This is a genomic window from Pseudarthrobacter sp. WHRI 8279 (assembly GCF_040224115.2).
Lineage (GTDB): Bacteria > Actinomycetota > Actinomycetes > Actinomycetales > Micrococcaceae > Arthrobacter.
In genome coordinates, this window is the sequence record NZ_CP168162.1 from 2,885,931 (window position 1) to 2,912,234 (window position 26,304).

Sequence of the window (26,304 nt, forward strand, 5' to 3'; positions counted from 1 at the left end):
CAGCATCCGAAAACAGCGCTGGCAATGGCAAAGAAACAGGAGAACTCATGGCACACGCGGTAACCCTCGGCGACGGACTCGACGTCAGCCGGCTCGGCTTCGGCGGCATGGCCCTGACGCCCGTCTACGGGGAGGTGGACCAGGAGGACGCGCTCCGCACGCTGCACCACGCCGTGGACTCCGGTGTCAGCTTCATCGACACCGCGGACATCTACGGCGGCGGCAGCAACGAGGAACTGATCGCTCAGCTGCTGAAGGCGCGGCGGAACGAGGTCCAGCTGGCCACCAAGTTCGGGCTGGTGGGCACGCCGGCGGACGGCTACACGGACATCCGCGGCGATACTGCCTACATCCGCAAGGCCGTGGACCGCAGCCTGCGCCGGCTGGGCACCGACGTGATCGACCTTTACTACATGCACCGCCGCGACCTCCGCGTTCCCATGGCGGAAACCGTGGGAGCCATGGCGGAGCTTGTGCAGCGGGGCAAGGTCCGGCACCTGGGGCTGTCCGAGGTGACGGCCCAGGAACTGGAGGAAGCCAGTGCCGTGCATCCCATAGCCGCTGTCCAGAGCGAATGGTCCATCTGGAGCCGCGACGTCGAACGCAACGTTGTCCCCGCCGCTGCCGCCCTGGGGGTGGGCTTCGTGCCGTACTCGCCGCTGGGCCGGGGATTCCTCACCGGCACCGTCGACGCCTCAAGCCTGGGGGACAACGACTTCCGGCGCCGGATCCCCCGTTTCGCCCCGGATGCCGCCGGCGCCAACCAGGCGGTGGTGGACACGGTGCAGTCCGTCGCGGACCAGCTGGACGCGACGCCGGCACAGGTCGCCCTCGCCTGGCTGCTCGCCCAGGGCAGAAGGCTGGGGCTGCCGGTCGTCCCCATCCCGGGCACCCGCAAAGCGCACCGGATCGACGAGAACCTGGGCGCCCTGGACCGGGAACTGACCCCGGCGCACCTCGACGCGCTTGGCGAAGCCTCGGAGGCCGTCGTCGGCTCCCGTTCCGCCGATCCCGCCTGGGTCTCGGAGGGGCGCGAATAAACTCAAGCCCATGGACTCACTCATTCATGACCTGCGTGACATCACCATCCGCCGGATTTCGGTCAGCGGGATGGACAACAACGTGTACCTGCTGACTGCCAAAGCCAGCGGCGAACAGGTGCTGATCGACGCCGCGGATGATGCGCCGGCCATCCGGCAGCTGCTGCGGGACGCCGCCGCGGACACATCCGCGACGCCGAAGCTCGCTGCCATTGCCACCACCCACCAGCACTGGGACCACGTCCGGGCACTGAAGGAGATGGTGGGGGCAACCGGCGCCCCCACTGCCGCAGGAACTGACGACGCCGATGCGCTGCCGGTTGCGCCGGACCGGAACCTGGAGCACGGGGACACGGTGGCCGTGGACGGCTTTACGCTTACGGCGGTCCACCTGCGCGGGCACACGCCCGGCTCGATTGCCTTTGTTTATGAGGACCCCGAAGGACCCGCGCATATTTTCTCCGGCGATTCGTTGTTCCCCGGCGGCGTGGGCAACACCCAGAACGATCCCGAGCGTTTCACACAGCTTTTGGACGATGTAGCCCAGCGGCTGTTCGGGGCCTACTCGGATGACACCGTGGTCCACCCGGGCCACGGCAAGCCGACAACCCTGGGGGCCGAGCGGCCCCACCTGGAGGAGTGGCGCGCACGCGGCTGGTGACCGGGCGCGACTGACAGCTCCGCGTCAACCGCCGGAATACTCCAGTTAAAAGGCGAAGGGCCCAACCATCCCTGGTTGGGCCCTTCGGACGTTGCTGGTGCCTAGCGGCTGCGCCGTTCGTTGGACGCCGGAGCCGAGGCGCGGCGGGGGCCGCTGCGCGCGGGACGGCCGGAACCGCCGCCGTTGCCGGCGTAGGACCCGCCAGAGGTGCCACCGGTGTTGGAGGACCATACGGCCTTGTTGCCGCCGCTGGCTGCGCCGGCCCCTGCCGAGCGCTGTCCGCCGGTCCGGGCACCCGTTCCCGCGCCGGCTGCGGCACGCTGGCCGGTTGCCGGGCGGCCGCTGCGCTGGCCGCCTGAGGAAGCCGGACGGCCCGAGCTGGCCGGACGTCCGGTGCCGCCACGCGGGGCGTCAGTGCGGGTGACGCGTGATTCTGCACGCCCGTCCGAACCGCGGCCAGCCGATGCACGGCCACCTGCCGCGGGGACGTCGTTGCGGTGCGTGGAGGCCGTGCCGCGTCCGCGGTTGTTGCGGCGGGCGGCTGCTGCCGCTACCGCGCGGTCCTCGTTCTGCTCAGCCACGCGGTCGAAGGCTGCCCGGGCTTCGGTCCGGCCTTCGAAAGCGACGGCACGGCGCTCGGCGCGCGGGATGTCGGTGCGGGTGGGCTCAGCCGAAACCCGGCCGCGTCCACCGCGGCCGCCACGCCCGCCTGCAGTGGGTGCAGCCTGGCGGCGGGCCCGCTTGCGCTCGGCGTTGGCACCGGTGGAGGTGCCGCCGCCCTGCTGTGCGGCCTTCTTGGCCAGCAGCGCAGCGCGGGTGCGGGGATCGATCTTCTCGGCCATTTCGCCCACCAGCTCCGCAACCAGCGGGGAGTTGGCGGTGACGCGCTCGAAGTTGACCTCCACGCCGGCAGCCTTCATCAGCTTCTTGACGTCGGTCTGCTGCTCGGGGAGGGTCAGCGTGACCACGGTGCCGTCGGAACCGGCGCGGGCGGTACGGCCTGAACGGTGCAGGTACGCCTTGTGCTCGGTGGGCGGGTCAACGTGGATGACCAGTTCGACGTCGTCCACGTGCACGCCGCGGGCTGCGACGTCGGTGGCCACCAGGACGCGGACGTCACCGGAGGAGAACTCGGCCAGGTTGCGGTCGCGGGCATTCTGCGACAGGTTGCCGTGCAGGTCCACGGCGGGGATCCCGGCGTCGGTCAGGGTCTTGGCGAGCTTGCGGGCGTGGTGCTTGGTCCGCATGAAAAGTACGCGGCGGCCGGCACCGGAGGCAAGCTCAACGATCAGCTGCTTCTTGACGGTCTGGTCGTTGACCACCAGCACGTGGTGCTCCATGGTGGTCACCGCTGCCTGCGGATCGTCCACGGAGTGGGTCAGCGGGTTGGACAGGTAGCGCTGGACGATCTTGTCCACGCCGTTGTCCAGCGTTGCAGAGAAGAGCAGGCGCTGGCCCTGGCTGGGGGTCATGTCCATGAGCTTCTTCACCACGGGCAGGAAGCCGAGGTCGGCCATGTGGTCCGCCTCGTCCAGCACGGTGATTTCCACGGCCTCAAGGGTGAGGACGCGCTGGCGGATGAGGTCCTCCAGGCGGCCGGGGCAGGCGATCACAATGTCGACGCCGGCACGCAGCGCCTTTTCCTGGCGCGCCTGGGAGATGCCGCCGTAGATCACGGTGGTGTTCAGGCCGGCAGCCTTGGCCAGCGGCTCGATGGTGGCGTTGATCTGGGTGGCCAGTTCACGGGTGGGTGCCAGGACCAGGCCCATGGGGCGTCCGGGCTTGCGGAAGTGCTTGGCTTCCCGCTCAGCGAGTCTTGCTACAAGCGGGATGGCGAAAGCGATGGTTTTACCGGATCCTGTCCGGCCGCGGCCCAGGACGTCACGCCCGGACAGCGTGTCCGGGAGGGTCTTGACCTGGATGGGGAACGGTTCAACAATTCCCTGTGCGGTGAGGGTGTCTGCAAGGGCCTTGGGTGTACCGAGGGCAGAAAAAGTAGTCATGTATTTATACGGTCTTTCAGGCGGTATCCAGGCGGATATCGGCCCCCGGTGCCGGTTGGACCAGGGGTTCGCCGAAGAAAAGTCAGGTGATCAACCGGGCCGCTGCAAATTGTGGCAGTCAGACGGGACCAAATGGAACGCGTTCATCGACGCAGGATGTGCCTCTCACATGAAAAAAGCCCAGTCCCTGGCTGGAGGGGTACCTCCGAACAGGAAAACCTGGGCATCACTGCACATCAAGTTCCACCAGTCTAGCATCCCGCCGCAGCCGGCCCGTTCCCCGGCTGCGTCCGACCCCCAAGTAGGTAGCAGCATATGTCGCTTCGAGCACCCATAACGACATGTGCTGCTACCTGGTTGGGGGCGTTGCCTTCGTTGGCGCTGCGGGGCAGGCTTGTGGCATGAGCGAACACGCGGCCCACCAGCACGAGACGCAGCATGACAAGAACGACGGCGGCCCGGGCCTTCCGCACGGAACGCCAGCGGACGCCGCGGTCACCTGGGATGAGCGGTACCGGAGCAAACCCCAGATGTGGAGCGGCAAGCCCAACCCGCAGCTGGTCCGGGAAGCCGGGGGCCTGCGGCCGGGAAAGGCGCTGGACCTGGGCTGCGGTGAAGGCGCGGACGCCATCTGGCTCGCCCAGCAGGGCTGGACCGTCACCGCCGTCGACGTTTCCGCGGTGGCCCTGGACCGTGCCCGCTCGCACGAGAAGGCGGCCCTGGCCCGGGAAAGCGTCCACGCCGCGGAAGGCGCCATCGCCAGCCGGATCACCTGGCAGCAGGCGGACCTGGAGCAGTGGCAGCCGGGGAACTCGTTCGATCTGGTGACCACGCAGTTCCTGCACTCCCAGGAGCTCGCCTGGCAGGGCCCGCTGCGCACGGCTGCGGCCGCGGTCAAGCCCGGCGGCACACTGCTGGTGGTGGGCCACCACCCGGACCGGCTGCCGCCGTGGGGCGGCGCCAGCCACCACCACCGCGGGATGTTCTACACGGGCGATGAGCTGGTCCAGGAACTGGGACTGGACGGACCGGAGTGGCAGCTGGAGGTCCAGACCAGCCGGGAGCGTCCGGTGACCGGCCCGGAGGGCCAGCACGCAACAATCGCCGACGTCGTGGTGCGGGCAACCCGGCTCCCCTGACTCACTGAGAGTTTTTGTCCAGGTATGGAGCCTTCGGAGCCGGCAATGTCAAGTGGTGGGAGCAACGCGGGGTGGTTAGGCCGCTTGCAGCAGCTGGTTTAGCCGGTTGGCTGGGGTATCGAGGTTGAGGGTCGGTCGGGGGCGGCGGTTGAGCTTTGCCGCGATGCGGTTGAGGTCCTCAGGGGTATGGGCCGAGAGGTCGGAGCCTTTTTCGAACCAGAACCGCAGGAGCCGGTTGGTGTTTTCATTGGTGCCGCGCTGCCAGGGCGAGTGCGGGTCGCAGAAATAGAGCGTGGTTTCCAGCGCGGTCTGGATCTTCGCGTAGCCGGCGAGTTCTGTGCCGCGGTCCCAGGTGATCGAGCGGCGCAGGTGCTCCGGGAGGTTCGCCATTTCCCGGATCATCGCGGCGGCGACGGTTTCGGCGGTATGGTCCCCGGGCAGGTGCAGCAGGATCGTGAACCGGGTTGAGCGCTCCACGAGAGTGCCGATCGCGGTCCCGTCAGAACCGATGATCAAGTCACCTTCCCAGTGCCCGGGGACCGCCCGGTCCTGGACCTCGGCGGGGCGTTCGCTGATCTTGAACGCCTCCTTGTAGGGGCTGCTCTTGAGCCGGTCGGCGGTGTGGGGGATGCGTTGTTTACGTTTCAGGCTGAGGTTTTCGGCCAGGTCTTTCCGCAGGCTTCCGCGGGTTTGGACATACAGGGCCTGGTAGATCGTCTCGTGGCTCACCTGCATAGTCTGGTCACCGGCAAAGTAAAACGCCAGCATCGACGAGATCAGCTTCGGACTCCACCCATCGTCCATCCACACCGCGATCAGCCGGCACAAATCCTCGTCCTCGATGAGCTTGAAGGGCTTGGGCCGGCGGCGTGCCTGATGGGCTCTGGTGTGCGCGACTTTAGCGTTGTACCTGCCCTCGGCGTCACAGTTGCGGTTGACCTCCCGCCAGATGACGGACTTGTCCCGTCCGATGGCCGCACCGATCTTCGCGTAGCTCATCCCGGCTTGCCGGCCCATCTGGATCATCCCCCTCTCGGCTTCGCTTAGTGCCCGCCCGCAGGAGACCTCCACGGACGGGGCAGGATCTGCCAGGCCGCCATGGGCCGAGATGCTCAGCGTCATCTGACCAGACTCGGCCCACCACTTCTTCCCGGTCCCGCGCGAGGCTCCGACACGCCGTGCAGCCTCACTGACGGACGCGCCGGAGCACACCAAATCAAGAAAATCATCACGAACATGGACAGGAAACAACTTCGGCATCAAACGCTCCATCAATCAGAACGTTGCAACCACCATATGAATCTGCCGCCCGGGAACTCGCCATATCTGGACAAAAACTCTGTACGTTAAGGGGTTATGGCGGCGGTGACCCGGGGTGCCACGGCGGCCGCGGCTGCGGCGAGCACGGCGGCAAGGCCGAAGACCCCGGCGAGAGAACCCGTCGTCGTCGTAAAGGCCGCGAACACGATGCCCGTGGTGGCGAGCGCCAGCGCCCCGCCCAGGGAGTCCGCAATGGACATGGCGGAACTGTTGAAGCCCTCGTTCTCCTTGGTGGACAGCGCCAGGGTGAGCACGCTGAGCCGCGGATACAGCAGTCCCATGCCTCCGCCCGCAGAGATCCAGCCTGCAATAACGACGGCGGCGGGCCAGTGAAGTGCGGTGGTGGCCAGTGCGAGGATCACCGCTGCAAGGACCATCAGCGCCCCGATGCTCACGGCGCGGCGGTGCGGCAGGCTGGCACCCAGCCGGCCCTGGACGGCAGCCGCACCGGCCCAGGACAGTGCTCCGGCGGTGAGGGTCAGCCCCGCGAAGGTGGGTGAAAAGGCGTACTGCTCGATCAGCAGGTAGGGCAGGTAAACCTCGGCGCCGAAGAACCCGGCCGAGGCGAGCCCCCGGGTAAGGATGACGCTGGGTAACCCGGGGCGGGCCGCGAGGGTGCCCCGGGGAACCAGGGGCCGGACGGCCAGCAGCGCCACACCCACGGCCGCGACGGCGAGGGCGGCTGAAGCTGCGGGGATGCCGGGGACGCGCACCCCGGCGGAGAGGTTCAGCCCGAGCACCGCGGCGGCGGCCAGCGCCGCCCAGCCCAGCCGGCCTGCCGCCCACGGTGTGGCGGGCTGCGCGGGTGTGGCGAGCTGCGCGGGTTTTCTGTCCAGCCCCCGAAGGACCGGTGCGATCATCAGCAGCGCAGGGATGACCAGGCCCACCACGCCCAGGAACACCCAGTGCCAGCTGAAGACCTGCGCCACGATCCCGGCAGCGAACGGCCCTACCAGCGAAGGGACCACCCACGCGGCTGAGAACGCCGCGAAGATTTTGGGGTGCAGCGCGCCGGGATAAATACGTGCCACCAGCACATACAGCGAGACGGTCAGGGCGCCCCCGCCGAGGCCCTGCACCAGGCGTCCCGCCACGAGCACCGGCATGGATACGGATGTTCCCGCAATGAGAAGACCCAGCACAAACAACGCCACGGAGGTGTACAGCGGGGCGGTGGGTCCGCGCCGGTCGGACCAGTTTCCCGCTGCAACCATGCCGATCACCCCGGTTGCCAGCGGACCGGCGAAAGCGAGGGCGTAGAGGGCAGCGCCGTCGAGTTCGCGGCTGACGAGGGGCATGATGGTGGTCACGGCGAGGGATTCGAACGCGGCCAGGAACACCAGGGCGCACGTCCCAACCGTCACCCAGAGGTACGGTCCCCGGAGGATGCCCGCCGCCGGACGGGTGGCTGGAACAACGGAGTCCTGCACCTTATCCCCTCAGCTGACGTACCGGTTGCGGCCTGCGCGGTACCCGAAGATCCCCGCCAGCAGGCCGACCACCAGGAACAGGACTCCTGCGGCGGCGAAGGACCCGGTGGCCTGGTGCAGCTGGCCCACCATCAGCGTCCCCGTGGAGCCCAGGCCGTAGCCGACGCCCTGCATCATGCCAGACAGGTGCGCCGCAGTGTGCCCGTCACGGGTCCGGAGCATGATCATGGTGAGCGCGACGGCCGTGAGGCTTCCCTGCCCAAGGCCCAGCAGCCCCGCCCACACCCAGACCAGGTCAAGGGGACCGAAGATACTGAGAGCGAAGCCGCCGCCGGTCATCAGGGCCACCACAGTGTTAACGGCACGCTGGTCGCGGAGCCTGGCTGCGAGCGCGGGCGCGAACAGCGAACCGAGCATCTGCAGGACGATGCACATGGAGACGATCAGCCCGGCGGTTGCCCCGTCCACGCCCCGTTCCCGCAGGATGGGCGCCAGCCAGGCGAACACGCTGAAGGACATCATGGCCTGCAGCACCATGAAGATGGTCACCTGCCAGGCAACCGGGGAGCGCCACACGTTGACGCCGTCCCTGACGGCCTGGTGCCGGATGCGGGGCTGGCGGAGTGCCACCGGCAGGAACAGCAGAAGTACGACGGCGGCAGGCACCGCCCAGGACCACAGCGCCAGGGTCCACTCCCCCGAGGCCGCGTACACCGGATAGGTGAAGCCTGCCCCGAGTGCCGCCGAGGCGCAGATGGCTGTGGTGTAAAGCCCTCCCATCAGGCCCAGCCGGTGCGGGAAGTCCCGCTTGACCAGACCGGGCAGCAGGACGTTGCACAGGGCGATCGCGGCTCCACAGGCTGCCGTCCCGGCAAGCAGCGCGGGCAGGTGGCTGGCTCCCGGCAGCTCAACCGGGCGGAGCAGCAGTCCGGCTGTGAGTACCGCCATGGCAAACAGGAGCACGCGTTCAGCACCGAACCGCCTTGCAAGGACCGGGGCAAGCGGCGCGAACACGCCCAGCAGGGTAACGGGCACCGTGGTCAACACCACCACGGCCCAGCCGGGAAGGGCGGCCTGGGCCGTCACCTCGGGCAGGACCGCCGAGAAGCTGGAGAAAACTGTACGCAGGTTGAGCCCGATCAGGACCAGGCACAGGCCCAGGTAGGCGAGCTGCCGCCGGCTCCCCACGTGGGTGGGCCCGGGTGCGGGCGCCTCATCAACCTCGGCGTCAACCAAAGTGCCCGGCTGCTCCTTCGCCGCAGGTTCAAGTGCCCGCTGCTTCCTTGCCCCGGCGTTCGTCGCTTCCCTCACCCGCCCATTCTTGCAGGACTTGTTTCCCGGGTTATCCACATAGGGGCACTTGGTCCTGCTGCTTCCCATGCCGCTTGCCTACGGTGAAGGAAGGAAGCAGTCCAGCCATACGAACTGATTGAGCCTTCCTGTTCAACCCTGAGGGAAGACGGGGAGAAGTAGGACAACCGGGAGAAAATTGAGCACACCACAGCCATTCATGACAGCCGCGGCTGGAAATCCGCGCCCCCAACCGAGCGTCGACCCTGGGGTCGCCGTCGTTGCTGGACCGGCGGTTGACCATGCCATGGTCGCCCGCGCGGACATCGGTGCCGGACGGGCGACTGATCCCGGACCGGTTTCCAACCGCGGACCGGAACGGGGCCGCGGCTCCACCGGCAACCGGTGTTTTGATCCGGAATGCCCTTCCGGCCTTCCCCATCAGGGCCAGGGGCCTCCCCCCGGGCTCGCGGCAAGAGCTGTTGCCAGCCTGGTGCTTGCAATCGTGGCGCCATTCAGCCTTGCACTAAGTGCTCCTTTTGCCAGTTTTGCCATGTTGCTGACCTTTCCGTATGAGGGACCTTCGGCAGCCCCATGGCTGGCCCCACTGGTTTTCTGGAGCATGCCATTCATTTTCGGTTCAATATCAACCGCTTTGGCTCTGGCGGCTTTGCGGAAGTGGGGCACCTCTTTCGAGCGGTCGGGCCTGGCGATAGCTGCCCTCTGGATATCCGGCGTGATCTTCGTGCTTGGTCTGATTTTCACGTTGCGGTTCATGTACCTGATGCAGCTCGGCTGACGTGCACTCATCCGTTTCCACGGCCGGAAGGCCATTTCGCTCCGGCGTCCCGCGTTCCAGCGCATCGCCCTGCGCCGCTATTCTGGAAGGGATGAGCGAATCCCCAGAAAACCCCCAGCAGCCGCATGTCCCGAGGCCCGTCACGCCCGGCACGCAGGCTTCCTTCGGCACGTATGGCGGACGGCCGGTGAGCTTTGTCCGCCGCGGCACGCGCCTGCAGGGCCGGCGGCAGGCGGCGTGGGAGGAGCATGCGGAACGGTGGGCCGTAGAGGTTCCGCGGCACGTTGCCAACACCTCCGTCCACCCGGATTACACCTTCGATGCCGAAGCCGAGTTTGGCCGCACGGCTCCCCTCATCGTGGAGATCGGCTCCGGCCTGGGCGATGCCGTGTGCCACGCAGCCGAGCAGAACCCGGACACCGATTTCCTAGCAGTGGAGGTTTATACCCCGGGCCTGGCCAACACCATCATCAAGATCAACAGCCGCGGCCTCCGCAACGTCCGCGTGGTTGAGGCCAATGCGCCCGAAGTTCTGGCCACCATGCTTCCGCCCGGCTCAGTCAGTGAGCTCTGGGTCTTTTTTCCCGATCCGTGGCACAAGTCCCGGCACCACAAGCGCCGCCTCATCCAGCCCGAGTTCGCCGACCTGGCGGCGAGGGCGCTGAAGCCGGGGGGGTTGTGGCGCATTGCCACCGACTGGTCGAACTATGCCGTCCACGTCCGCGATGTCCTGGCGGACTCCAAGGATTTCGAAAACCTCCACACCGGCGAGCGCCGCGGGCCGGAAAGTCCGCTGACGCAGGTGTGGCAGTCGGGCGTCGAGTCCGTGGTTGGCGGGGCACCGGTCAGGGAGGGCCGCGCCCCGGTCAGCACTGCGCACACAGGACCAAATGAGGGCATCGACGAAACGGGAGGCTGGGCGCCCCGTTTCGACGGAAGGATCCGGACCAGTTTCGAGGCGAAGGCCCATGAAGCCGGGCGGCTGATCTTCGACCTCTGCTACCGCCGGCGCTAACCAGCGCAGGACAGGCAGCAGGCAGGGGCAGGGGCAGGGGCCAGACAGCAGCCAAGGGAAGGCCCAGCGCAGGTCAGGTGATGCTGATGGCGGCCACAATCTCCTTCAGCATGCCAAGCCTCGGTTCAATGGACGGGTCCGTGTAAGGCCAGAGGACCACCACGCCGATGAACCGCCCGTTCTCCCAGACACCCACTGTGGCTGCAACCTTCGCCAAGCCCCCGGCGTCGTTGTAACCCACCACGACGGCGTACGCGGCTTTCCCCGGAAGGTCCAGTTCGCCTTCGGCCAGGAGGGTTCCGCCCCGCTCGTCCCGGTAGAACTCGGACATCAGGTGCGCCCACCCGTTCGCCTGCGGGGCCCCCTGCACGGAGGCGTCGTCCTTGATGATGGTCACCAGGACATCGCCCAGGAGTCCGTACTGTTCGGTGTTCGGCCCGGCGGTGGAATCGTCCAGGACTTGGGTGTGCTCGGGAAATTCTGCGTTGAAGCCCAGCGGGGATTCGATGTGCACTGACATGGGTCACAGCCTCTCGAGCTTGGTGTCGTTGGGCACCTTATAGTACGTGGACACGTTGGTGGTGGACTGGTTTTCGGTCTTGACCTCCACCTCGCCCACCTTCACGTCAAGTCCCGCCTCATGCGAGGCGGTGACAACACTGTTGACCTGGACGGTGGCAGACCCTGCCTCGTAAAGCTTCGCAGCGTCCCGGGCCGCGCCATAGTCGTTGCCCAGTGCCACGTTCCGCAGGTAGCTGTCGATCACGCCCCTGTTTTCCGGGGTGTAGTCGACGTTGATCTTCACGGTGCCCTGGGTGCCCACGCTGACGGATGATTCCACTTTGGCCGCCTTGACATCCGTTCCTGCCGTCGCGCCCTGGGCCACCGTTCCGTCCATCGACACCGTCACGGAATCGATGTTGCTGTCTTTGTCCAGGCTGACCTGCAGACCGCCCTTGCCGGAGGCTTCGAACACCCGGCCGTCCAGGTTGAGCTTGCCCTGGGCAGAAACCTCGCCGCCCGCCGTCGCGGTCCCGTCCGTCAGGTTCCGTTCGTAGGCCAGGTCCAGCTTCGCCGAGCCGGACGCGGCGCCTGCCTCCCCTGTCGCCTCCAGGGACAGGGTTCCCTTGGCCTTGTCCGTCTGGCCCGTGGAGCCGTTGTCGCCGGCGGCCTCGTTGATGGTGTCCAGGATGTACCCCGGCGGGTTGCCGGCCACGTCCTTGATTTCGCCCACGCTGTCCGGCGGCAGGTCCCGGTACATCTGCTCCCGGGCCTCCATGGCCTCCTCCACGCTCCCGAACGTGTACTCGCGCGAAACCTCGCCGCTGAGCGTGACCCCGGCAGCGCCCGTGGTGTCGTTCACGCCCAGGCCCATGTTTCCGTACACCTTCATGGTGGCGGAGCCGTCAGCGTTCTCCACCACTTCCGTCCCCACTTCGGCTCCGCCGTGCACCCACGCGACCCGCGCCTCGATGGAAGCCTTGCCGGTCTCGGAGTAGACGGGGATGTCCGCCTTGGCGAGATCCTGGAGGTGTTCCCTGGCCTGCTCCTGCACGGAGGCGGGGACCCCGCCGTCCATGCGCATGAGGTCCCGGGCGAACGGGCCGTCGTCGTTGCCGCCTTCGATCAGGTACTGCCGGTCCGCCGCGGAAAGGCTCTCCCACCAGGCGGCCTGCTCTTCCGGGCCCGCCTCAAGCATGCGCTCCAGGTCCGACTGCAGTTCGCGGCGGTGCTCAGCAGCTGCTGCGGCTGCGGCGGCCTGTTCCCTCAGCCATTCCCGGGCCTGGTCGGCCAGTGATGTGATCCGGTCCCAGGCGCTGTTTCCGCCGCTGCCGGCCGGGGAGGACGTCGATGATTTTTCCTGTTCCTCAGCGTGCTGCAACAGGATCCTGGAGTTCTCCCGCAAGCTGTTCACCACTTTGTCCAGGCCCGGGCGGTGGTTTCCGCTCCACTCCTGCCGGAACCGGTCGCCGTCGCTGCCCTTCCACGGTGCCGACTGGATCTGGCTGTGCAGTGAGCTTGCCTGGGTACTCAGCGATGCCGCTGCCCGGTCGGCGGCTTTGGCCAGGGCCCGCAGCTGGCTGACGTCAGCGCCGTAAAAAGTCATGGTGTTCCCCCGGGAGAAGTTCGCGGTGCGTGTTCAATCGCTGGTCCATATCGTTGCACAGCGTCCGCGGCCGGGCGATGGGGATCCCTCCCCATCCCTGTTGTGTCTTGGGCAGCCGGGCACCGGCCGGCCCCGGCCCAAACCCCGCGGCAAGGCCACGAAAGGCCCCCACTGTTCCAGGACTGCCAGGGCGTGGCACGATTGCCCTAGTGTGCAGGGGCGCACACCGGAAGAGCACTTGCACAAAGGACCCGCCATCAAAAGAGAACTGAAGCAGGCCGCCGACGCGGCGGAGAATGTCACCAACTCCCGGACGCTGGAACTGCTGGCGAGGGCGGGGTTCGCGGCGAGCGGGATCCTCCACCTGCTGGTGGGGGCAATCGCCATCCGGCTGGCATTCGGGGGTACGGGGAACGCGGACTTCAGCGGCGCGGTGTCCGAGCTTGCCACCCAGCCGGCAGGGCCGTTCCTTCTTTGGGCAAGTTTCGCAGCCTGCGCTGCGCTTGCGCTCTGGCAGGCCAGCGATGCCATTTTCGACTACAACCACCTGCCCACCAAGGAAAAAGCCGGCAAAAAGGCCAAGGCGGGGGCCCAGGCTCTGGTGTTCACCGGGCTCGCCCTGACCCTGATGTCCTTCGCCACGGGAACGGGCTCGGGCGGGGACAACCAACGGACCGCCAGCGACCTGACCATATCGCTCATGAAGGCCCCCGGCGGCGTGGCCCTGCTGGTCCTGCTGGGTGTGGGCATCGCGGTGACCGGGGTGGTGTACGGCATCCGCGGGCTGAGGAAATCGTTCGAAAAGCACCTGGTCATGCCCGCATCACCCTCGGCGCGGACCGCGGTGACCGTCCTGGGCGTTACCGGGTACGTGGCCAAGGGAATAGTCCTGCTGCTGACGGGCCTGCTGATCGCCATCGCAACCCTTCAGGCGCATCCGGAGGACTCCACCGGGCTCGACGGCGGTCTGCGGGCCCTGCGCGACCAGCCCTTCGGCGTCTACCTCCTGGCCGCGGTGGGTGCCGGGCTCATCTGTTACGGCGTGTTCATGATGGTGCGGGCCAAACTGTCCAAAATGAACCGGTAATCCAGGGCAGGGAAGACTGTCCGCACAGCACTTCAGGGCACGGAGACCACTGCCACGGCGCGCTGGGTGCCGTCCCGCAGTTCCACGCTTGAAATGCTTCCCAGCTGGACGGGCGTGGCCCCCGTGATCCTGACCCTGCCGCTGGGGGTGGCGGTCCAGGCGCAGGCACGGTCCTCGCCGCCGGCACGGTCCCGGACCCACAGGGACAGCGTCCCGTCCTGCGGCAGGCTGCTTCCGTTCACGGCCAGCTCCGTTCCCCACGTCTTCCGGGCGAGGTCGATGCTGAACTGGAGGCCGTTCGCGGCCTGCACCGAGTAGGTGGCGTCCGGCTGCGGCGGCCGGGCCAGCAGTGGCCCCGCGGCCAGGCCCAAGGCAAGGCAAGCGGCGGCTGCCGTGCCCGCCAGCGCCGCCCACCGCCGTCGTAATGTCCGACGGCGGCGGGCAAGCTTACGCAGCAGCGGCGCGGGATCGGCGGCAGGCAGGCGGTCCGGCCCTCCCGGAGCGACCGTCAGTGCAACGGCGTCCGGCACCGGAAGGGTATCCAGCACCACGGGCACCTTCTCCAGGACGGAAAGCTCCCTCCGGCACTGCCCGCACTCCTGCAGATGGGCCTCGAAGGCCTGCAGGTCCCCTGCGTCCAGCCCGCCCAGGAGGTAGGCGCCCAGCAGGTGGTGCGCTTCGGTGTTCACCGCTCCACCCCCATCTCGTCCAGAATGGTACGCAACGCCCGCACGGCATAATAGGCGCGCGATTTGACGGTCCCGCTGGGGATGTTGAGCTGGACGGCGGCCTCGTTCACCGTGAACCTGCGGTAATGCAGCGCCACCAGGACGTCCCGGTGTTCCTTGCTCAGCCGCAGCAGGGCCTCCTCCACCAGCACCCGGTTGAGCAGTTCGTCCACCCTCTCCGGAACAGCGGCCGCCGGCTCTGCCAGGCCGCTTTCCAGGGTCTCCGCGGGACGGCGCCTTGCCCTGCGGTAGTTGTCGATCATGATGTTCCTGGCCGTCCGGTACAGGTAGCTGCGGAGACTGCCGGTGATCTCAGGGGTGCGCTGCCAGACGCGCAGCACGGTTTCCTGGACCACGTCCTCGGCAAGCTGGGGGTCGTGGGAGGCGCTGAGCACGAAGCGGCGCAGGGCGGCGCCGTGGTCGCGGTAGATGGACGCCACCACGTCCTCATCCAGCGGCATGCGTTCCTCCTGCCCGGGCCCCGTCCCCCATTCCTGCTTACTCCGTAAAGACGCCGCGAACGGACAGAAGGTTCAACCACCGGCGGCCGCCCATATGAACCATTGTTCACCCCGGTACGTCGTAAGGGTTAGCGTCCGGTGGTCCGACGCCGGGCCAGTCAACAAGGAGCAACACCATGAAACTCAACGTGGGCGCAGGACTCGCCATCCTTGCCCTTTCCGCAGCACTGTCTGCCTGCGGCGGCGGCACCGGAACGGCGCCGGCCACCAGTCCCGCCGTCACGGAGGGGTCACCTCCGGCCTCCGCAACAGCCCCCGCCGCGTCTGTCACCCCGCCGTCCGCAACGTCGGCCCCGCCAGCAAGTGCCGCCGTCGACCTTAAGACCGCTGCCTCGAGCGCCGGGGAGATCGTGGTGGATGCCGAGGGGATGAGCGTCTACTTCTTCACGAAGGACGTGAAGGACTCCGGGACCAGTGCCTGCACGGACGCCTGCCTGGCAGCGTGGCCGCCGGTCACCACTGCCGCTGAGACGCCCCAGGTGGAAGGGGTCACCGGGACTGTGGGCACCATTGCGACGCCGGACGGCGCGAAGCAGGTGACGCTCAACGGCCTGCCGCTGTACTACTTCGCCAAGGACACCAAGGCGGGCGACATCCTGGGCCAGGGCGTGAACGGCGTCTGGTACCTGGCGGATCCGTCTGGCGAAATGATCAGGATGGGTGCGTCCGGCTAGTACGCGGCATTCCTGCGCTGAGCCCTACTGCAGTGCGCGGGCGTCACGGGAGCGGGACGGACGGAAGGTTCCCGGGCAGCGGAAGCTCTGAGGGGACCGGGACTTCAGGCGGCTTGCCCAGCCCATCGGCAACGTGACCGGGGACAGCGTCGGGCAAGGTCCCGGGAGCGGGGACTTCCGCTGGCTTTCCCGGGGACGTTGGCTGCCCGGCGGGCGTCTCCCCTGCAACTGCACTGTCCGACGGCGGGACGGCGGCCGGTTGCGTCGCCTCGGCGGGGTCCGCGGGGACCGGGGCTGGTCCGCCTGGTGCAGTGCGAGCCGGCACAGTTCCGGCGGGTGCGGTTCCGGCAGGTGCCGTGGGCAGCGGCGCGCCGGGCTGTCCGGTCTGGTGCCCGGCCGGGGATGGGGCGGCACCCGTCACGAAGGCGGTGATGGTGTGGTTCAGCTGTTTGAAGGAGTCGCGGATTCCCTGGTCCGATGCTGCGGCGACAGCCCCGCCGGCACTCAGCGAAACAGCCACGGAGAGCGTGGTGAGGGCGATCCGGCGCTTAACTTTGCGGCGGGCGGCCAGCTCGTCCACCCGCGGGGCCTCTTCGGCGGCGGCGGGTGCAGCATCGGATGCGGCAGGACCAGCCGCTCCGGCGGGAGCCATCAGCGCCGCGGTCGCGGCGGAGGGCTCGGGCGCCGTGTCCGCGAGGGCACGAAGTTCCACCAGCGCGGGGCGGAGGCGGCCGTCGTCGTCCATGCCTGCCTCGAGCAGAAGCTGATCGACGAAGGCGTCGCTGCGGGTTCCTGCCGTGTCACTCATGATTCGCCTGGTTTCTCTGGAGCGTTTGTGCCTTGAGGTGCTGAAGGGCCCTGCGCTGGAGCTGCTTGATGGCTCCGGGGCTTTTGCCCATAATCCGGGCAACCTGCTCGATGGACAGATCGGCCACCACGCGAAGGGCCAGCACTTCCTGGTGTTCCTCGCTGAGCCCGTCCAGCAGGGCTGCCGCCCCGCCGTTGAGTTCAATGGCGTGGTCCTCTGCTGACGGTGCGGTCCTGTAATCCTGTTGTGGATCGTAGGGGCCGAGCTGGGGCCTACGATCCACCCGGCGGTAGTAATCCACCATCCGTGCGTGGGCAATGGAGAAGATCAGGGACTTGGCGCCCTGGAGTCCGCCGGTAAGTTCACCGATCTTCGGGTAGAAGGCCAGGAACACGTCCTGGGTGACTGCTTCCGGATCATCCACGCCCCGGGCCTTGAGGTATCCCTGCACCGGCCCGGCGAAGGACCGGTAGGCAGCACCGAAGAGCACGGCCGGGTCTGTTCCGGCCGCACTCTCGAATATGTCCGTCTCTTCTTGGGCCAAAGTGCTGAGCACCAGCGGCTCCTCCATCCCAGGATGCGGGGTGCAGCTGTCCCGGTCTCCGGAGCGGACAGCCAGTCCCCTGTGTTTCCTGCTGCCTCTCGGCAGGCGCTCCCGGCGCGTTCCGAACGGCGGTGCGTCCGGGCAGCCGGGGCTGTCTGTACTGCGGGAACAGACCTTCTGGCCGGTTCCCGCAGTACAGACTAGCGATCAGTCCTTAGCGGACCGAAACGGCGGGGGTGTCCACTACGTTGCCGCCCTGGGCGGGAACAGCGGGGACGGCAGGAACGGCGGGTTCGCCGTCAACGCCGGGAACGGCGGGCACTGCCGGAACGGCCGGCATTTCAGGGCGCTCAACCTCAACAGCTGCAGAACCGTTGGCTGCAGCGCCGGCCTCGGCGGCGGCGCCAGCTTCGGTCACGACGTCGGCGCAGTAGCTTTCGACGTTTGCTTCGCCTTCCGCGGCGATTACCAGGGAGGAGAAAGCTTCGGAGGAAGCGTTCAGGCCGCCGTTGGTGAAGGCGGTGCACAGGCCGAACGCTGCGGCTCCGGCTGCGTCAACGGCGGTGTCCGCGGCAGCGGAGGCAGAAGCCTTGGCGGAGGCGTTCTCGTTGGTGACCTTGGCGTCGGCTGCCGCTGTTGCCTCTGCGTCGGCAGCAATGTCGGCGTCGGCGTCGGCGTCAGTCTTTGCAGCGTCAGCAGCAGTCTCGACAGCGGCTGCGGCGGTTGCCTGGCCTTCAGCGGCTGCTTCCGCGGCGAACTCCGGGGCGGGTGCGCCGAAGAGGTTGTGGGCGGTCTGCTGCGCCTGGGCGGGGAGGACGCCGGAAACGGCTGCGGCGCCAGTTCCGCCGACGGCGATGGTGCCGGCGGCCAGGACTCCGGCAGCGACTTTGCTGGTGGCGAGGACGGTGAACAACGACATAAAGACACTCCAAAACCTAGACAACACTTTTTGCTTCGGGCCCGCCGGGCGAGCCCATCACCTCCTACATCGCAGGGGACGGCGGAAAGGTTACGGGTGTGCAGAAACTTTCTTGCGCGCCTTAGGCCTGGCCCGTCCGCACTACGATCGATACATGTCCAGCGAGATCGGTATGGAGGACTACGCGGGTTTCCTGCCGCCGGCCCGAAGGGAGGCAGTAATGCCCGCGGCCTCTGGGTGGTGGCCCTGGAGGAAGCATCGCATCCACCTCCTTCGGTTGCGGGATGCCAGCGCCCCGGTTCGGCTACTCGTCGTCCACGGCGCCGGAGCCCATGCGTCGGCGCTCTGGCCTGTTGCGTCCCTCCTGGCAGGGCGCGGCTTCGATCTGGCTGCCGTGGACTTGCCCCTCTACGGCCGAACGGTAACAGCCTCGCGCGGAACAGTGACCTACCAGGACTGGGTCGACCTACTGGTCGACCTCATTGCGGCTGAGGACGACGGCCGCCCCGTTATCCTCCTCGGTGCCAGCATCGGTGGTCTGCTAACCGTGGAATCCGGAGCCCGCTCACACCGCGTCGCGGCCGTGGTCGCTACCTGCCTGCTCGACCCGCGGAAGAGGTCCGCCCGCTCAGCGATGACCCGGTTCCATTCTCTGGCGCTGGTTTCATGCCTCTGCTCAAGCTGGTCCGCGGGCCGATCGCCAGGATCCCCGTCAAGGTCTCCTGGATTGCCGATCTCAGGAACATGGGGCGCGACCCCAGACTGGGGCGGCTCTGCGCCAAAGATTCGCGCGGAGGTGGCGCGTGTGTCCCTTTGGGGTTCCTCGCCAGCTACATGCAGCATTCACATTGCGAGGCCCGCACGGCCCACTTCCCAGTGCACCTGATGCATCCCGAACTCGACGAGTGGACTCCGGTGTCGCTCAGTGAGGACACTCTCCAAACCCTGCACGGCCCCACCACCAGCCAACTTCTCCGTGGCTGCGGCCACTTTCCCCTCGAAGAACCCGGTTTGGCAGATCTCCTGGGCGGCCTCGAAAAGGTGGCGGCCGATGCAGTGTCAGGCATGGGTTACGGAAGTTCGGCCGGCTCAAAATGATTGCACCTCGCGGGCGTGGAGATTCCGGACAGCTACGGGGCCGCTGACTGAGGACCGTTCGGACGTTGCAGGGCAGTCCGGGTTATCAGTGGTGGCACTATGAAGGCGCCGACAGCAAGTAGTGCGAATCCGACGACCGCGGGGTTCATCCAGAAGGGAACCATGTCGTAGTCGGCGTTGCACTTATTGCTCAACGGGAAGATGGTCCTGCCCGCATGTTCAGGGTGCGTCATCCTGTACTCCCGGTCATAGGCTTGATGACGAGATATCTCGCAGGACTCCTCGTCGTCGAGGCCTCCGGCAAAGATCCCGATGAACAAAAGGATCGGAACCATGAACGCGGAAAAGATTCCGAGCAGGATCCATCCGGGCCTGAGTCCATGCCGCAAAGTCCTCATGTTTGTTCCCCCATTGCGACCATTTGGTCGCGAAACCTCCCGCTATTTCGATGCCTCCTGGTAGGCATCGACAATCGTCTGGTCGAGCGTACCCCGGGGGTTGGGCTTTTTGTTGGTGAGCTGGTGACCACCGGCTGACGGGGCGGCTCGAGCTGCCTAACCCAGAATTGAGTGGGGCGGTGCTCTGGTAACGTCGGGCAACGAGCACTTTGGGGGAATATTGAACAACGGTTTTGCCGGGTTAACCGCTGATCGACCACGTTTAGCCGTGGTCTTGGCTACGACTTTCTGCTCACTAGCAGTTCTGCCTGCCCGCGATTCCAGCCGCTCTTATCGCTAGGGCCACCATCCTGTCCATACTCACCGGGACCGGGGCTACGTCGAACCAGGCCCTGCAAGTCAGCGTCGTGCTGGCAACCTCTATAGCCGGCTTAGTGGCATTCGTGATGATGCGACGTAGTGTCACCGCCCGTAGGACCTGGGTATGGGCAGGCCTGGCCATCATCCTCGTTGTAGCAGCATCCGCCCCTATTGTTTGGGTAGCCGCCCAGATCTTCACCGAGGAGTAGTGCGAATATCAACCCGGCGGCAGAGGCAACGCCGACATTCGCCCGCCTGATGAAATTCCGGCTGTGTGCCGTTAGGCCTCTGGTTCAAGTCATACTTGAGTCCGCCGTCCGGTGAAGGATGGTTCTGCCACCCAACAATTTAACGATGCCAGGAGTGACGCCCCAAGAATGACCGTCGATGAGGAAGCCATGTTGCCCGTGGCACGAGATCGTCCGCGAACATCCATATGGCTGGGAATCGCATGGCTTCTGGTGGCGGCCTGTCTAGGGCTGATGTCATGGACGCTGCTTCAGCTAGATTCGGCAGACATCTATATTCTTCTCGCTCCGGACATTAACACCATAACTGTGGGAACCCTCCTTTCCCTCCTGGCGATGGTGCCCGCCATCACTGGGATCTACCTATTAACCCGATATGCAGTTGCCAGTACTCGAAGTCGTTGGGTAGCTCGCCTCGTGAAAGCATCCGGTTGGGTAGCAGGAATCTGCGTCGGCTTAGTTTCCGCATACTCGGCATTAGCGATGTTTCTGCTCACCCCGGTTACTGCGTACACGTTGCAATCTCCGAATGATGGACGAAGCGTGCTGATCGTCAACAGGACTGTCCTCCTCGCGGGCGGCTTCACGGTCTACGAACCCCGAAACTGGCCCACTTATGTGGAGGTAGGGTCGCTGACTACCAATAACGCGCACGATCCGTTCGGCGACGGGGCATACCGTGCGGTGTGGACCGACGAAGGGCTGGAGCTGGAATTTGTGTCCGATTACATGAAACCCGACAGATACGAACACAAATTTATTGAGTTCCGGCTGTAGCCAAGCAATCCCACTGTCCGTTAGCCGGTGGCTCGCCGGACGTTTTAGGCGCCCGACTGGGGATCCTCACCCGACGCTGTCGTTCAAGTGCTGGAACATAAGGTGGTCCTGCCATGTGCCTGCGATCTTCAAATACTTCGGGGCGAGTCCGTACTGCTGAAAGCCTGTCTTGGCTAGGACGTTTTGAGAAGCGACATTGGCAATCAAAGTTTCGGCTTGCACTCGATGAAGTTCCAGCTCGGTGTAGGCGGAGACGAGTGCTGCTTGGACGGCCTCCGTCGCCAGACCCATGCCTGTTCGGTCCTCCGACAGCCAGTACCCCATGTTGCAGGATTGGAAGGGGCCGCGGGTGATGCCGCTGAGCGTCAAGCGCCCAGCTACCGCACCGTCGTCGTCCAAGATGACCCAGGGCATTGCATCACCGCGCCCGTGACGTGCCAGTGCTGCCTCAACGTCGGCGCGCTGACCTTCCACCGTGAAATAGTCCTCAGCCCGCGTGGGACCCCACGGTGACAGGAAATCGCGGTTGCGTACTTGCAGTTCAGCCAGGGTTTCACAGTCACCGGGGTTGATGAGCCGGATGCGTAAGGTCATGGTTCTACCTTTCCAGATCCTGTCCCGCCCCTGTTGTCATAGGAGTGTTGCGCGTTGCAGTCGCCGTCCGAGCTGATCCTGATGTGCCTGCTTGGACTAAGAACATCCGCCCGTAAGCCGGGTGGCCTAACGGGCGCTCCTGCGTCAATAGGGGATCCCCCTACGGGCGCTGCTGTGACGCGTAGCAACCAAAAACGCCGCCACTAGCATTCGCCAACCACCACCCCCTAGTGAAAGAGAACGTAGAAGACGATTGCCAGCGCCGGGAAGAGCGCCTGGCCGATTGCGCTGACCAAAAGGCGCTTCTCTGTGACCCACAGCCAGAAACCAAGGAAGACGTGGCACGAGCAGCAGAAGATAACTATGGCCGACCCGCTGGCGGGATTGCCTGAGAAGTTCACCAGCCACAGGCCCACTGCGATGCCCAAGCCGAAGGTGATGTTGTAGGCGCCAACATTCATCGCCCACATCCGCACTGCGCGCACGTCTTCCGGCCTAATCAGGAAGATCCGGTGGAACCGTTGATCGCCATGGAAGAAGATCTCCAGGATGCCAACGCTTATCAGCGCCAGGCCGGTGGATCCGGCGAGTATCTGGCTCAGCACATTCATGCCGCTCCTAGGCCAATCTTGCAATCTCCGCTTCTTGCGTGCAGGTTACGCTTCAGGCGCGGAGACCTTCAAGGGGCGGCTTGCAAACGCAGTCCACTACCCATGCCCGCCCGCCTCCAGCCCGGCCCCAACAGCCCGCCTTAAACGCATCCGTCTCCGCTGACCTACGGCTCTTCAACCACAGCGCCGACATCCGCCAAGCCAACGGATCGCTGACCAGCGGCCGCCACACGATCCCTCACCGGACATCGCTCACTCGTCCTTCTCAGCCTCCGCATGACTCTTAAGTGAGGGGGTCGGCCCGCCTGTCTGCTCCGGCACGTCGCTTCGGGCTTGACCGTCCTGAACGAAAGTAATCCTAATTTGGCTCCCGCGCTCAAGGACCGACCCGGCGGACGGATCTTGGGAGGTCACCCAGAACAGCCCTGGCCATGTACGCGAACGGAGCCCCGGCCCGTCAGGGTCCCCGGCGGCGAGACCAAACCCAATGTTCGCCGCCATCTCTTGGGCAATGTGCACAGGCTGCCCAACCAGGTCGGGAACAGTCAGCTTCTGACGTTCATCCATCTATGCAACTCCTTTGAGCCTGACCAGCTAGAACGGTGAAACCAACCTTCTTCCGTCACCAAAATACCGCCGGTGGGTCAGCCGGGCCTGGCCGACCCGAATTCTTGGTTCCAAAGGCGCGCTTTAGTTAGGCCAGCTGGGTGTCCTTTGGAGGGTCCCCAGGCGGGTCAGTGCGACAGACAGATCATTTCCATTGAGGAGCGCGGCATCCCGGTGCCCGATGATTCCCATAAGACCCGCCCGCAAGACTGCCCGGAGAAGGTGCCCTAAACGCTACACATCAAATCGTCTCGAAACCCTTGGGATGCGGTCACGTCTCGGGGACCAGGTGAGGACCGTGGCGGCACCTTATAAACCGTCAACTCCAGCTCGATTCGGTGGACCGACTCTTTAGTTATGACGGACCTCGGAACCCCTAACCCAAATCCGCGTTCCCGGCCGAAGCCAGAGGCAGCATGCGTTCCCAGAAGTCCTCCGGGATGCTCCACTGGGCCAGGCGGGCGGCTTCGGCTACCCGCCCGGGCTCCGCCATCCCCACGATGGTGGACGTGATGCGGGGATCGCGGGTGGAGAACTGCAGCGCCGCGGCGGCAAGCGGCACCGAGTACTCGCGGCAGAGCTCCTGCATTTCCCGGACACGGCCCAGCAGTTCCGCGCTGGCCGGCCGGTAGCAGTAGTTGGCGGTGGCATCGGGTCCCTTCACCAGCAGGCCGCCGCCAAAAGGCGCGGCATTGATGAAGGCGACGCCCCGCCGTCGTGCGTCCTCGATGAGCGGCTCCGCCGTCTGGTCCACCAGGGTGTACCGGTTGTGGCTGATGACAACATCGAACACGTCCAGGGCCAGGTACTTCAGCTCCAGGTCAATGGGTCCGCCGGCCACGCCGAGGTGACCAATCACCCCCTGGTCCCGCAGGTCAACGAGCGCCTCCAGCGGCCCGCCAGCGGCCACCCCCTCCCCAAAGCTGATCTTCTCCGGATCGTGGAGATGGACCAGCGGAAGCCTGTCCAGCCCCAGCCGCTCAAGGCTTTCCTCCACGCTGCGCCGGACGCGGTCGCCGGAGTAGTCCGCCGTCCCCACGATGGGATCCACCTTCGTGGACAGGACAAAGCCCTCCGGCAGCCCGCCCGCTTCCCGGATGGCCTGCCCGATCCAGCGCTCGCTGCCGCCGTCGTGCCCGTATTCGTTGGAGGTGTCCAGGAAGTTGAAAGGCCCGGCCAGGGCGGCGCGGACGGCGGCCACTGCCGTTGCCGTCCGCTCCGCGTAGCTGCCGTTCCGCGGGTGGTTTCCCAGCGAACTCGTGCCGACGCACACATCGGTGACAGGGAGGCCGGTGCGGCCCAGGGTCTTCATGGCTGTGGGTATCCTCGCCTCGGTGACAGGTTCCATCAGACTACGACGGCGGAGACGTCGCCGCCGCTGACCGTCACCTCGAAGGCCGTGGCGGAACCGTCCGGCGAGGGCACCCCGATACGCCGTGTCCCGTCCGCCGCGGCGAACGCCCGGAACTCCACCTCCCGGGCCCAGTCGTAGTCCGGCCGGTCCGACACTGTGCCGATGGGCAGCACGGCGCCTTCCCGTACCCAGGTGGCAGCCTGCATCACCGAATACTCCTTGCGGTGCCAGCGCGGGCCCGCCAGCTGCTCCCCCGTTTCCAGGTGCGTCCAGGTGCCCTCGGGCAGGTAGAAGGACACGCTCCCGGACGGGTCCATGACCGGCGCCACCAGGATGTCCGGCCCCAGCATGTACTGCCGGTCCAGGTGCGCGCAGCCCGGATCCTCCGGGAACTCCATGAACAGCGGGCGCATCAGGGGAATACCCTCCGCGTAAGCCTGCTCGGCTGCCATCTGCAGGTACGGCATGAGCCGCATCTTCTGCTCCGTAAAGTGCCGGAGCACATCCACGGACTCCTCGTCCACCAGCCACGGCACACGGTAGGAGTTGGACCCATGCAGCCTCGAGTGCGAGGACAGCAGGCCGAACGCAATCCACCGCTTGAAGATCTCCGGCTCGGGCGTGCCCTCAAAACCGCCGATGTCGTGGCTCCAGAAGGAGAAGCCGGATGCCGCCAGGGACAGCCCGCCGCGCAGCGATTCAGCCATGGCAGCGAACGTGGACTCACAGTCGCCGCCCCAGTGCACCGGCATGGTCTGGCCGCCGGCCGTGGCTGAGCGGGCAAACACCACCGCTTCGCCTTCACCCAGCTCCTTGGACAGCAGGTCGAAAACCGTCCTGTTGTACAGCTGCGCGTAGTAGTTGTGCATCCTGTCCGGATCGGACCCGTCGTGCCACACCACATCCGTGGGGATGCGCTCGCCGAAGTCCGTCTTGAACGAGTCGACGCCCTGGCCCAGCAGGCCGCGGAGCTTGTCCTGGTACCAGAGCACGGCCTCGGGGTTGGTGAAGTCCACCAGCCCCATGCCCGCCTGCCACATGTCCCACTGCCACACGGACCCGTCCGCCCGCTTGACCAGGAAGCCCCGCTCCAGCCCCTCACGGAACAGGTGCGAGCGCTGGGCGATGTACGGGTTGATCCACACGCAGACCTTGAGCCCGCGGTCGTGAAGCCGGGCCAGCATGCCCTCAGGGTCCGGGAAAGTGGCGGGGTCCCAGACGAAGTCGCTCCAGTGGAAGGACCGCATCCAGTGGCAGTCGAAGTGGAAGACGGACAGGGGCAGGCTGCGCTCCTCCATCCCGTCAATGAACGAGTTCACGGTCTTTTCGTCGTAGTCCGTGGTGAAGGAGGTGGAGAGCCACAGGCCGTAGGACCAGGCCGGAATCCGTGATGGCCGTCCGGTCAGCTCGGTATACCGCCGGATGATGTCCTTCGGTGAGGGCCCGTGGATGACGAAGTACTGGAGCTTCTGGCCTTCCACGCTGAACTGGGTGCGGGACACCACCTCGGACCCCACCTCGAAGGACACCTTCTCCGGGTGGTTCACGAACACCCCGTAGCCGTCGTTGGTGATGAAGAACGGCACGTTCTTGTACGCGAGGTCGCTGGAGGTGCCGCCGTCCTCGTTCCAGATGTCCACCGACTGGCCGTTCTTGACGAACGCGCCGAACCGTTCGCCCAGGCCGTACACATTGGTGCCCACGCCCAGGCTGAGCTGTTCGTGCACAAACGTCCGCCCGCCGTCGTCCGTGATCACGCCGACGCTCCGCGGCGTTGAGGTGGTCAGCAGCCTGCCGTTCCCCAGGAAATCAACCCCCCAGTCCCCGGCCGTGCTGATCCGTGCCGTGAGCCCGCCGGAGGTGATGCTGGCCGTGTCCCCGTCCCGGCTGAACTGCGGCGCCGGTCCTGTCCGGTTCACGTCAAAGTGGGGGCCGTTGTCCAGCCCGCCCTGGAAGTGCTCGATGGTCACGCCGATGACGTCCTGCAGGGGCGCATCAAAGGTGACCGTCAGCTGCGGAAGGTTGAGGGCATCGCCGCGGGAGTTGATGCGCTTGGTGGGTGCGTAAACCGTCAGGCTCCGCTCGTCCTCCACCACGTCCGAGACGTCGCGCGGGTGCAGCGCCGAGAAGCCTTTACGGTACAGCCAGTAGCCGTCGGTGAATTTCATGGGAT

At 66.3% G+C, this 26,304-nt stretch carries 27 protein-coding genes and 1 pseudogene; 11 read left to right on the forward strand and 17 right to left on the reverse strand.

What is annotated here, in order from left to right; genetic code table 11:
* Positions 1-47: 47 nt before the first annotated feature.
* Both ABRP28_RS13330 and ABRP28_RS13335 read left to right on the forward strand, forming a co-directional pair.
* A complete protein-coding gene (locus tag ABRP28_RS13330) occupies positions 48-1,040 on the forward strand; it encodes an aldo/keto reductase (RefSeq protein ID WP_350005248.1) in 993 nt (330 codons plus the stop codon).
* Positions 1,041-1,050: 10 nt separating this feature from the next.
* Positions 1,051-1,701 carry an MBL fold metallo-hydrolase gene (locus ABRP28_RS13335; RefSeq protein ID WP_350005246.1) on the forward strand — a complete coding sequence of 217 codons (651 nt, stop codon included), beginning with the start codon at positions 1,051-1,053 and terminating at the stop codon, positions 1,699-1,701.
* 101 nt (positions 1,702-1,802) lie between these two features.
* Here ABRP28_RS13335 and ABRP28_RS13340 read toward each other — a convergent pair whose 3' ends face one another.
* Complete coding sequence (locus ABRP28_RS13340; RefSeq protein ID WP_350005244.1) at positions 1,803-3,704, reverse strand: DEAD/DEAH box helicase; 1,902 nt, start codon at positions 3,702-3,704, stop codon at positions 1,803-1,805.
* A 401-nt stretch (positions 3,705-4,105) separates the two neighbouring features.
* On the opposite strand from ABRP28_RS13340, the gene ABRP28_RS13345 reads away from it, so the two are divergent.
* A complete protein-coding gene (locus ABRP28_RS13345) occupies positions 4,106-4,843 on the forward strand; it encodes a class I SAM-dependent methyltransferase (protein ID WP_350005242.1) in 738 nt (245 codons plus the stop codon).
* 75 nt (positions 4,844-4,918) lie between these two features.
* Here the strand turns inward: ABRP28_RS13345 and ABRP28_RS13350 are convergent, their stop codons facing one another.
* From ABRP28_RS13350 to ABRP28_RS13360, 3 genes are all read right to left on the reverse strand, one after another.
* The gene (locus ABRP28_RS13350; RefSeq protein WP_374152828.1) at positions 4,919-6,103 is read right to left on the reverse strand and encodes an IS30 family transposase; all 1,185 of its coding nucleotides are present in this window, start codon (positions 6,101-6,103) and stop codon (positions 4,919-4,921) included.
* Between the two features lie 86 nt (positions 6,104-6,189).
* Positions 6,190-7,593 (reverse strand): MFS transporter, encoded by a 1,404-nt coding sequence (locus ABRP28_RS13355; RefSeq protein ID WP_350003980.1) that lies wholly within the window; start codon positions 7,591-7,593, stop codon positions 6,190-6,192.
* A gap of 9 nt (positions 7,594-7,602) precedes the next feature.
* Positions 7,603-8,904: an MFS transporter gene (locus ABRP28_RS13360; protein ID WP_350003981.1), complete on the reverse strand. Its 1,302-nt coding sequence runs from the start codon at positions 8,902-8,904 to the stop codon at positions 7,603-7,605.
* Positions 8,905-9,190: 286 nt separating this feature from the next.
* Between ABRP28_RS13360 and ABRP28_RS13365 the strand changes: the two genes are divergently transcribed.
* Entirely contained in the window at positions 9,191-9,682 is a 492-nt protein-coding gene (locus tag ABRP28_RS13365; protein ID WP_350003982.1) for a hypothetical protein, read from the forward strand.
* A 91-nt stretch (positions 9,683-9,773) separates the two neighbouring features.
* Positions 9,774-10,697: a tRNA (guanosine(46)-N7)-methyltransferase TrmB gene (gene trmB, locus ABRP28_RS13370; protein WP_350003983.1), complete on the forward strand. Its 924-nt coding sequence runs from the start codon at positions 9,774-9,776 to the stop codon at positions 10,695-10,697.
* 73 nt (positions 10,698-10,770) lie between these two features.
* Here trmB and ABRP28_RS13375 read toward each other — a convergent pair whose 3' ends face one another.
* Complete coding sequence (locus ABRP28_RS13375; RefSeq protein ID WP_350003984.1) at positions 10,771-11,217, reverse strand: hypothetical protein; 447 nt, start codon at positions 11,215-11,217, stop codon at positions 10,771-10,773.
* A gap of 3 nt (positions 11,218-11,220) precedes the next feature.
* The gene (locus ABRP28_RS13380; protein ID WP_350003985.1) at positions 11,221-12,804 is read right to left on the reverse strand and encodes a hypothetical protein; all 1,584 of its coding nucleotides are present in this window, start codon (positions 12,802-12,804) and stop codon (positions 11,221-11,223) included.
* A 238-nt stretch (positions 12,805-13,042) separates the two neighbouring features.
* Here ABRP28_RS13380 and ABRP28_RS13385 point away from each other — a divergent pair, with 238 nt between their 5' ends.
* Entirely contained in the window at positions 13,043-13,891 is an 849-nt protein-coding gene (locus ABRP28_RS13385; protein WP_350003986.1) for a DUF1206 domain-containing protein, read from the forward strand.
* Positions 13,892-13,923: 32 nt separating this feature from the next.
* Here the strand turns inward: ABRP28_RS13385 and ABRP28_RS13390 are convergent, their stop codons facing one another.
* Together ABRP28_RS13390 and ABRP28_RS13395 are read right to left on the reverse strand one after the other, a co-directional pair.
* A complete protein-coding gene (locus ABRP28_RS13390) occupies positions 13,924-14,580 on the reverse strand; it encodes a zf-HC2 domain-containing protein (protein WP_350003987.1) in 657 nt (218 codons plus the stop codon).
* On the reverse strand, positions 14,577-15,080 hold the full coding sequence (locus ABRP28_RS13395; RefSeq protein WP_350003988.1) for a sigma-70 family RNA polymerase sigma factor: 504 nt from the start codon (positions 15,078-15,080) through the stop codon (positions 14,577-14,579). The genes ABRP28_RS13390 and ABRP28_RS13395 overlap by 4 nt, the downstream gene beginning before the upstream one ends.
* 176 nt (positions 15,081-15,256) lie before the next feature.
* Here ABRP28_RS13395 and ABRP28_RS13400 point away from each other — a divergent pair, with 176 nt between their 5' ends.
* Positions 15,257-15,814 (forward strand): hypothetical protein, encoded by a 558-nt coding sequence (locus tag ABRP28_RS13400; protein WP_350003989.1) that lies wholly within the window; start codon positions 15,257-15,259, stop codon positions 15,812-15,814.
* Positions 15,815-15,857: 43 nt separating this feature from the next.
* On the opposite strand, the gene ABRP28_RS13405 is transcribed toward ABRP28_RS13400, so the two are convergent.
* The 3 genes from ABRP28_RS13405 to ABRP28_RS13415 form a co-directional block, all read right to left on the reverse strand.
* Complete coding sequence (locus ABRP28_RS13405) at positions 15,858-16,622, reverse strand: hypothetical protein (RefSeq protein WP_350003990.1); 765 nt, start codon at positions 16,620-16,622, stop codon at positions 15,858-15,860.
* Positions 16,615-17,193 carry a sigma-70 family RNA polymerase sigma factor gene (locus tag ABRP28_RS13410; RefSeq protein ID WP_350003991.1) on the reverse strand — a complete coding sequence of 193 codons (579 nt, stop codon included), beginning with the start codon at positions 17,191-17,193 and terminating at the stop codon, positions 16,615-16,617. The genes ABRP28_RS13405 and ABRP28_RS13410 overlap by 8 nt, the downstream gene beginning before the upstream one ends.
* Before the next feature lie 187 nt (positions 17,194-17,380).
* Positions 17,381-18,085 (reverse strand): protein tyrosine phosphatase, encoded by a 705-nt coding sequence (locus ABRP28_RS13415; protein WP_350003992.1) that lies wholly within the window; start codon positions 18,083-18,085, stop codon positions 17,381-17,383.
* A gap of 220 nt (positions 18,086-18,305) precedes the next feature.
* Here ABRP28_RS13415 and ABRP28_RS13420 point away from each other — a divergent pair.
* Positions 18,306-18,662 (forward strand): annotated as a pseudogene (locus ABRP28_RS13420) (alpha/beta hydrolase); the annotation flags it as partial.
* 89 nt (positions 18,663-18,751) lie between these two features.
* A complete protein-coding gene (locus ABRP28_RS13425) occupies positions 18,752-19,183 on the forward strand; it encodes a hypothetical protein (RefSeq protein WP_350004118.1) in 432 nt (143 codons plus the stop codon).
* Positions 19,184-19,215: 32 nt separating this feature from the next.
* Here the strand turns inward: ABRP28_RS13425 and ABRP28_RS13430 are convergent, their stop codons facing one another.
* Positions 19,216-19,581, reverse strand: a complete 366-nt coding sequence (locus ABRP28_RS13430; protein ID WP_350003993.1) for a hypothetical protein — start codon at positions 19,579-19,581, stop codon at positions 19,216-19,218.
* A gap of 446 nt (positions 19,582-20,027) precedes the next feature.
* Between ABRP28_RS13430 and ABRP28_RS13435 the strand changes: the two genes are divergently transcribed.
* Positions 20,028-20,150, forward strand: coding sequence for a hypothetical protein (locus tag ABRP28_RS13435; RefSeq protein WP_350003994.1), 123 nt, complete (start codon positions 20,028-20,030; stop codon positions 20,148-20,150).
* Positions 20,151-20,318: 168 nt separating this feature from the next.
* On the forward strand, positions 20,319-20,966 hold the full coding sequence (locus tag ABRP28_RS13440; protein WP_350003995.1) for a hypothetical protein: 648 nt from the start codon (positions 20,319-20,321) through the stop codon (positions 20,964-20,966).
* A gap of 66 nt (positions 20,967-21,032) precedes the next feature.
* Here the strand turns inward: ABRP28_RS13440 and ABRP28_RS13445 are convergent, their stop codons facing one another.
* From ABRP28_RS13445 to yicI, 5 genes are all read right to left on the reverse strand, one after another.
* On the reverse strand, positions 21,033-21,560 hold the full coding sequence (locus ABRP28_RS13445) for a GNAT family N-acetyltransferase (RefSeq protein WP_350003996.1): 528 nt from the start codon (positions 21,558-21,560) through the stop codon (positions 21,033-21,035).
* Between the two features lie 227 nt (positions 21,561-21,787).
* Entirely contained in the window at positions 21,788-22,171 is a 384-nt protein-coding gene (locus ABRP28_RS13450; protein WP_299169048.1) for a DUF1304 family protein, read from the reverse strand.
* Between the two features lie 252 nt (positions 22,172-22,423).
* On the reverse strand, positions 22,424-22,738 hold the full coding sequence (locus tag ABRP28_RS13455) for a PASTA domain-containing protein (protein WP_374152854.1): 315 nt from the start codon (positions 22,736-22,738) through the stop codon (positions 22,424-22,426).
* Between the two features lie 415 nt (positions 22,739-23,153).
* Positions 23,154-24,089, reverse strand: coding sequence for an aldo/keto reductase (locus ABRP28_RS13460; RefSeq protein WP_374152855.1), 936 nt, complete (start codon positions 24,087-24,089; stop codon positions 23,154-23,156).
* Positions 24,090-24,124: 35 nt separating this feature from the next.
* Positions 24,125-26,299, reverse strand: coding sequence for an alpha-xylosidase (yicI, locus tag ABRP28_RS13465; protein WP_350003998.1), 2,175 nt, complete (start codon positions 26,297-26,299; stop codon positions 24,125-24,127).
* Between the last annotated feature and the right edge of the window lie 5 nt (positions 26,300-26,304).

Excerpts from the sequence above, each read along its gene's own strand:
- ABRP28_RS13330 (WP_350005248.1), top strand. The coding sequence starts at position 48 with ATGGCACACGCGGTAACCCTCGGCGACGGACTCGACGTCAGCCGGCTC.
- ABRP28_RS13335 (WP_350005246.1), top strand. The coding sequence starts at position 1,051 with ATGGACTCACTCATTCATGACCTGCGTGACATCACCATCCGCCGGATT.
- ABRP28_RS13340 (WP_350005244.1), bottom strand. The coding sequence starts at position 3,704 with ATGACTACTTTTTCTGCCCTCGGTACACCCAAGGCCCTTGCAGACACC.
- ABRP28_RS13345 (WP_350005242.1), top strand. The coding sequence starts at position 4,106 with ATGAGCGAACACGCGGCCCACCAGCACGAGACGCAGCATGACAAGAAC.
- ABRP28_RS13350 (WP_374152828.1), bottom strand. The coding sequence starts at position 6,103 with ATGCCGAAGTTGTTTCCTGTCCATGTTCGTGATGATTTTCTTGATTTG.
- ABRP28_RS13365 (WP_350003982.1), top strand. The coding sequence starts at position 9,191 with ATGGTCGCCCGCGCGGACATCGGTGCCGGACGGGCGACTGATCCCGGA.
- trmB (WP_350003983.1), top strand. The coding sequence starts at position 9,774 with ATGAGCGAATCCCCAGAAAACCCCCAGCAGCCGCATGTCCCGAGGCCC.
- ABRP28_RS13375 (WP_350003984.1), bottom strand. The coding sequence starts at position 11,217 with ATGTCAGTGCACATCGAATCCCCGCTGGGCTTCAACGCAGAATTTCCC.
- ABRP28_RS13380 (WP_350003985.1), bottom strand. The coding sequence starts at position 12,804 with ATGACTTTTTACGGCGCTGACGTCAGCCAGCTGCGGGCCCTGGCCAAA.
- ABRP28_RS13395 (WP_350003988.1), bottom strand. The coding sequence starts at position 15,080 with ATGCCGCTGGATGAGGACGTGGTGGCGTCCATCTACCGCGACCACGGC.
- ABRP28_RS13400 (WP_350003989.1), top strand. The coding sequence starts at position 15,257 with ATGAAACTCAACGTGGGCGCAGGACTCGCCATCCTTGCCCTTTCCGCA.
- ABRP28_RS13405 (WP_350003990.1), bottom strand. The coding sequence starts at position 16,622 with ATGAGTGACACGGCAGGAACCCGCAGCGACGCCTTCGTCGATCAGCTT.
- ABRP28_RS13410 (WP_350003991.1), bottom strand. The coding sequence starts at position 17,193 with ATGGAGGAGCCGCTGGTGCTCAGCACTTTGGCCCAAGAAGAGACGGAC.
- ABRP28_RS13415 (WP_350003992.1), bottom strand. The coding sequence starts at position 18,085 with ATGTCGTTGTTCACCGTCCTCGCCACCAGCAAAGTCGCTGCCGGAGTC.
- ABRP28_RS13425 (WP_350004118.1), top strand. The coding sequence starts at position 18,752 with ATGCCTCTGCTCAAGCTGGTCCGCGGGCCGATCGCCAGGATCCCCGTC.
- ABRP28_RS13430 (WP_350003993.1), bottom strand. The coding sequence starts at position 19,581 with ATGAGGACTTTGCGGCATGGACTCAGGCCCGGATGGATCCTGCTCGGA.
- ABRP28_RS13435 (WP_350003994.1), top strand. The coding sequence starts at position 20,028 with ATGATGCGACGTAGTGTCACCGCCCGTAGGACCTGGGTATGGGCAGGC.
- ABRP28_RS13440 (WP_350003995.1), top strand. The coding sequence starts at position 20,319 with ATGACCGTCGATGAGGAAGCCATGTTGCCCGTGGCACGAGATCGTCCG.
- ABRP28_RS13445 (WP_350003996.1), bottom strand. The coding sequence starts at position 21,560 with ATGACCTTACGCATCCGGCTCATCAACCCCGGTGACTGTGAAACCCTG.
- ABRP28_RS13450 (WP_299169048.1), bottom strand. The coding sequence starts at position 22,171 with ATGAATGTGCTGAGCCAGATACTCGCCGGATCCACCGGCCTGGCGCTG.
- ABRP28_RS13455 (WP_374152854.1), bottom strand. The coding sequence starts at position 22,738 with ATGGATGAACGTCAGAAGCTGACTGTTCCCGACCTGGTTGGGCAGCCT.
- ABRP28_RS13460 (WP_374152855.1), bottom strand. The coding sequence starts at position 24,089 with ATGAAGACCCTGGGCCGCACCGGCCTCCCTGTCACCGATGTGTGCGTC.
- yicI (WP_350003998.1), bottom strand. The coding sequence starts at position 26,299 with ATGAAATTCACCGACGGCTACTGGCTGTACCGTAAAGGCTTCTCGGCG.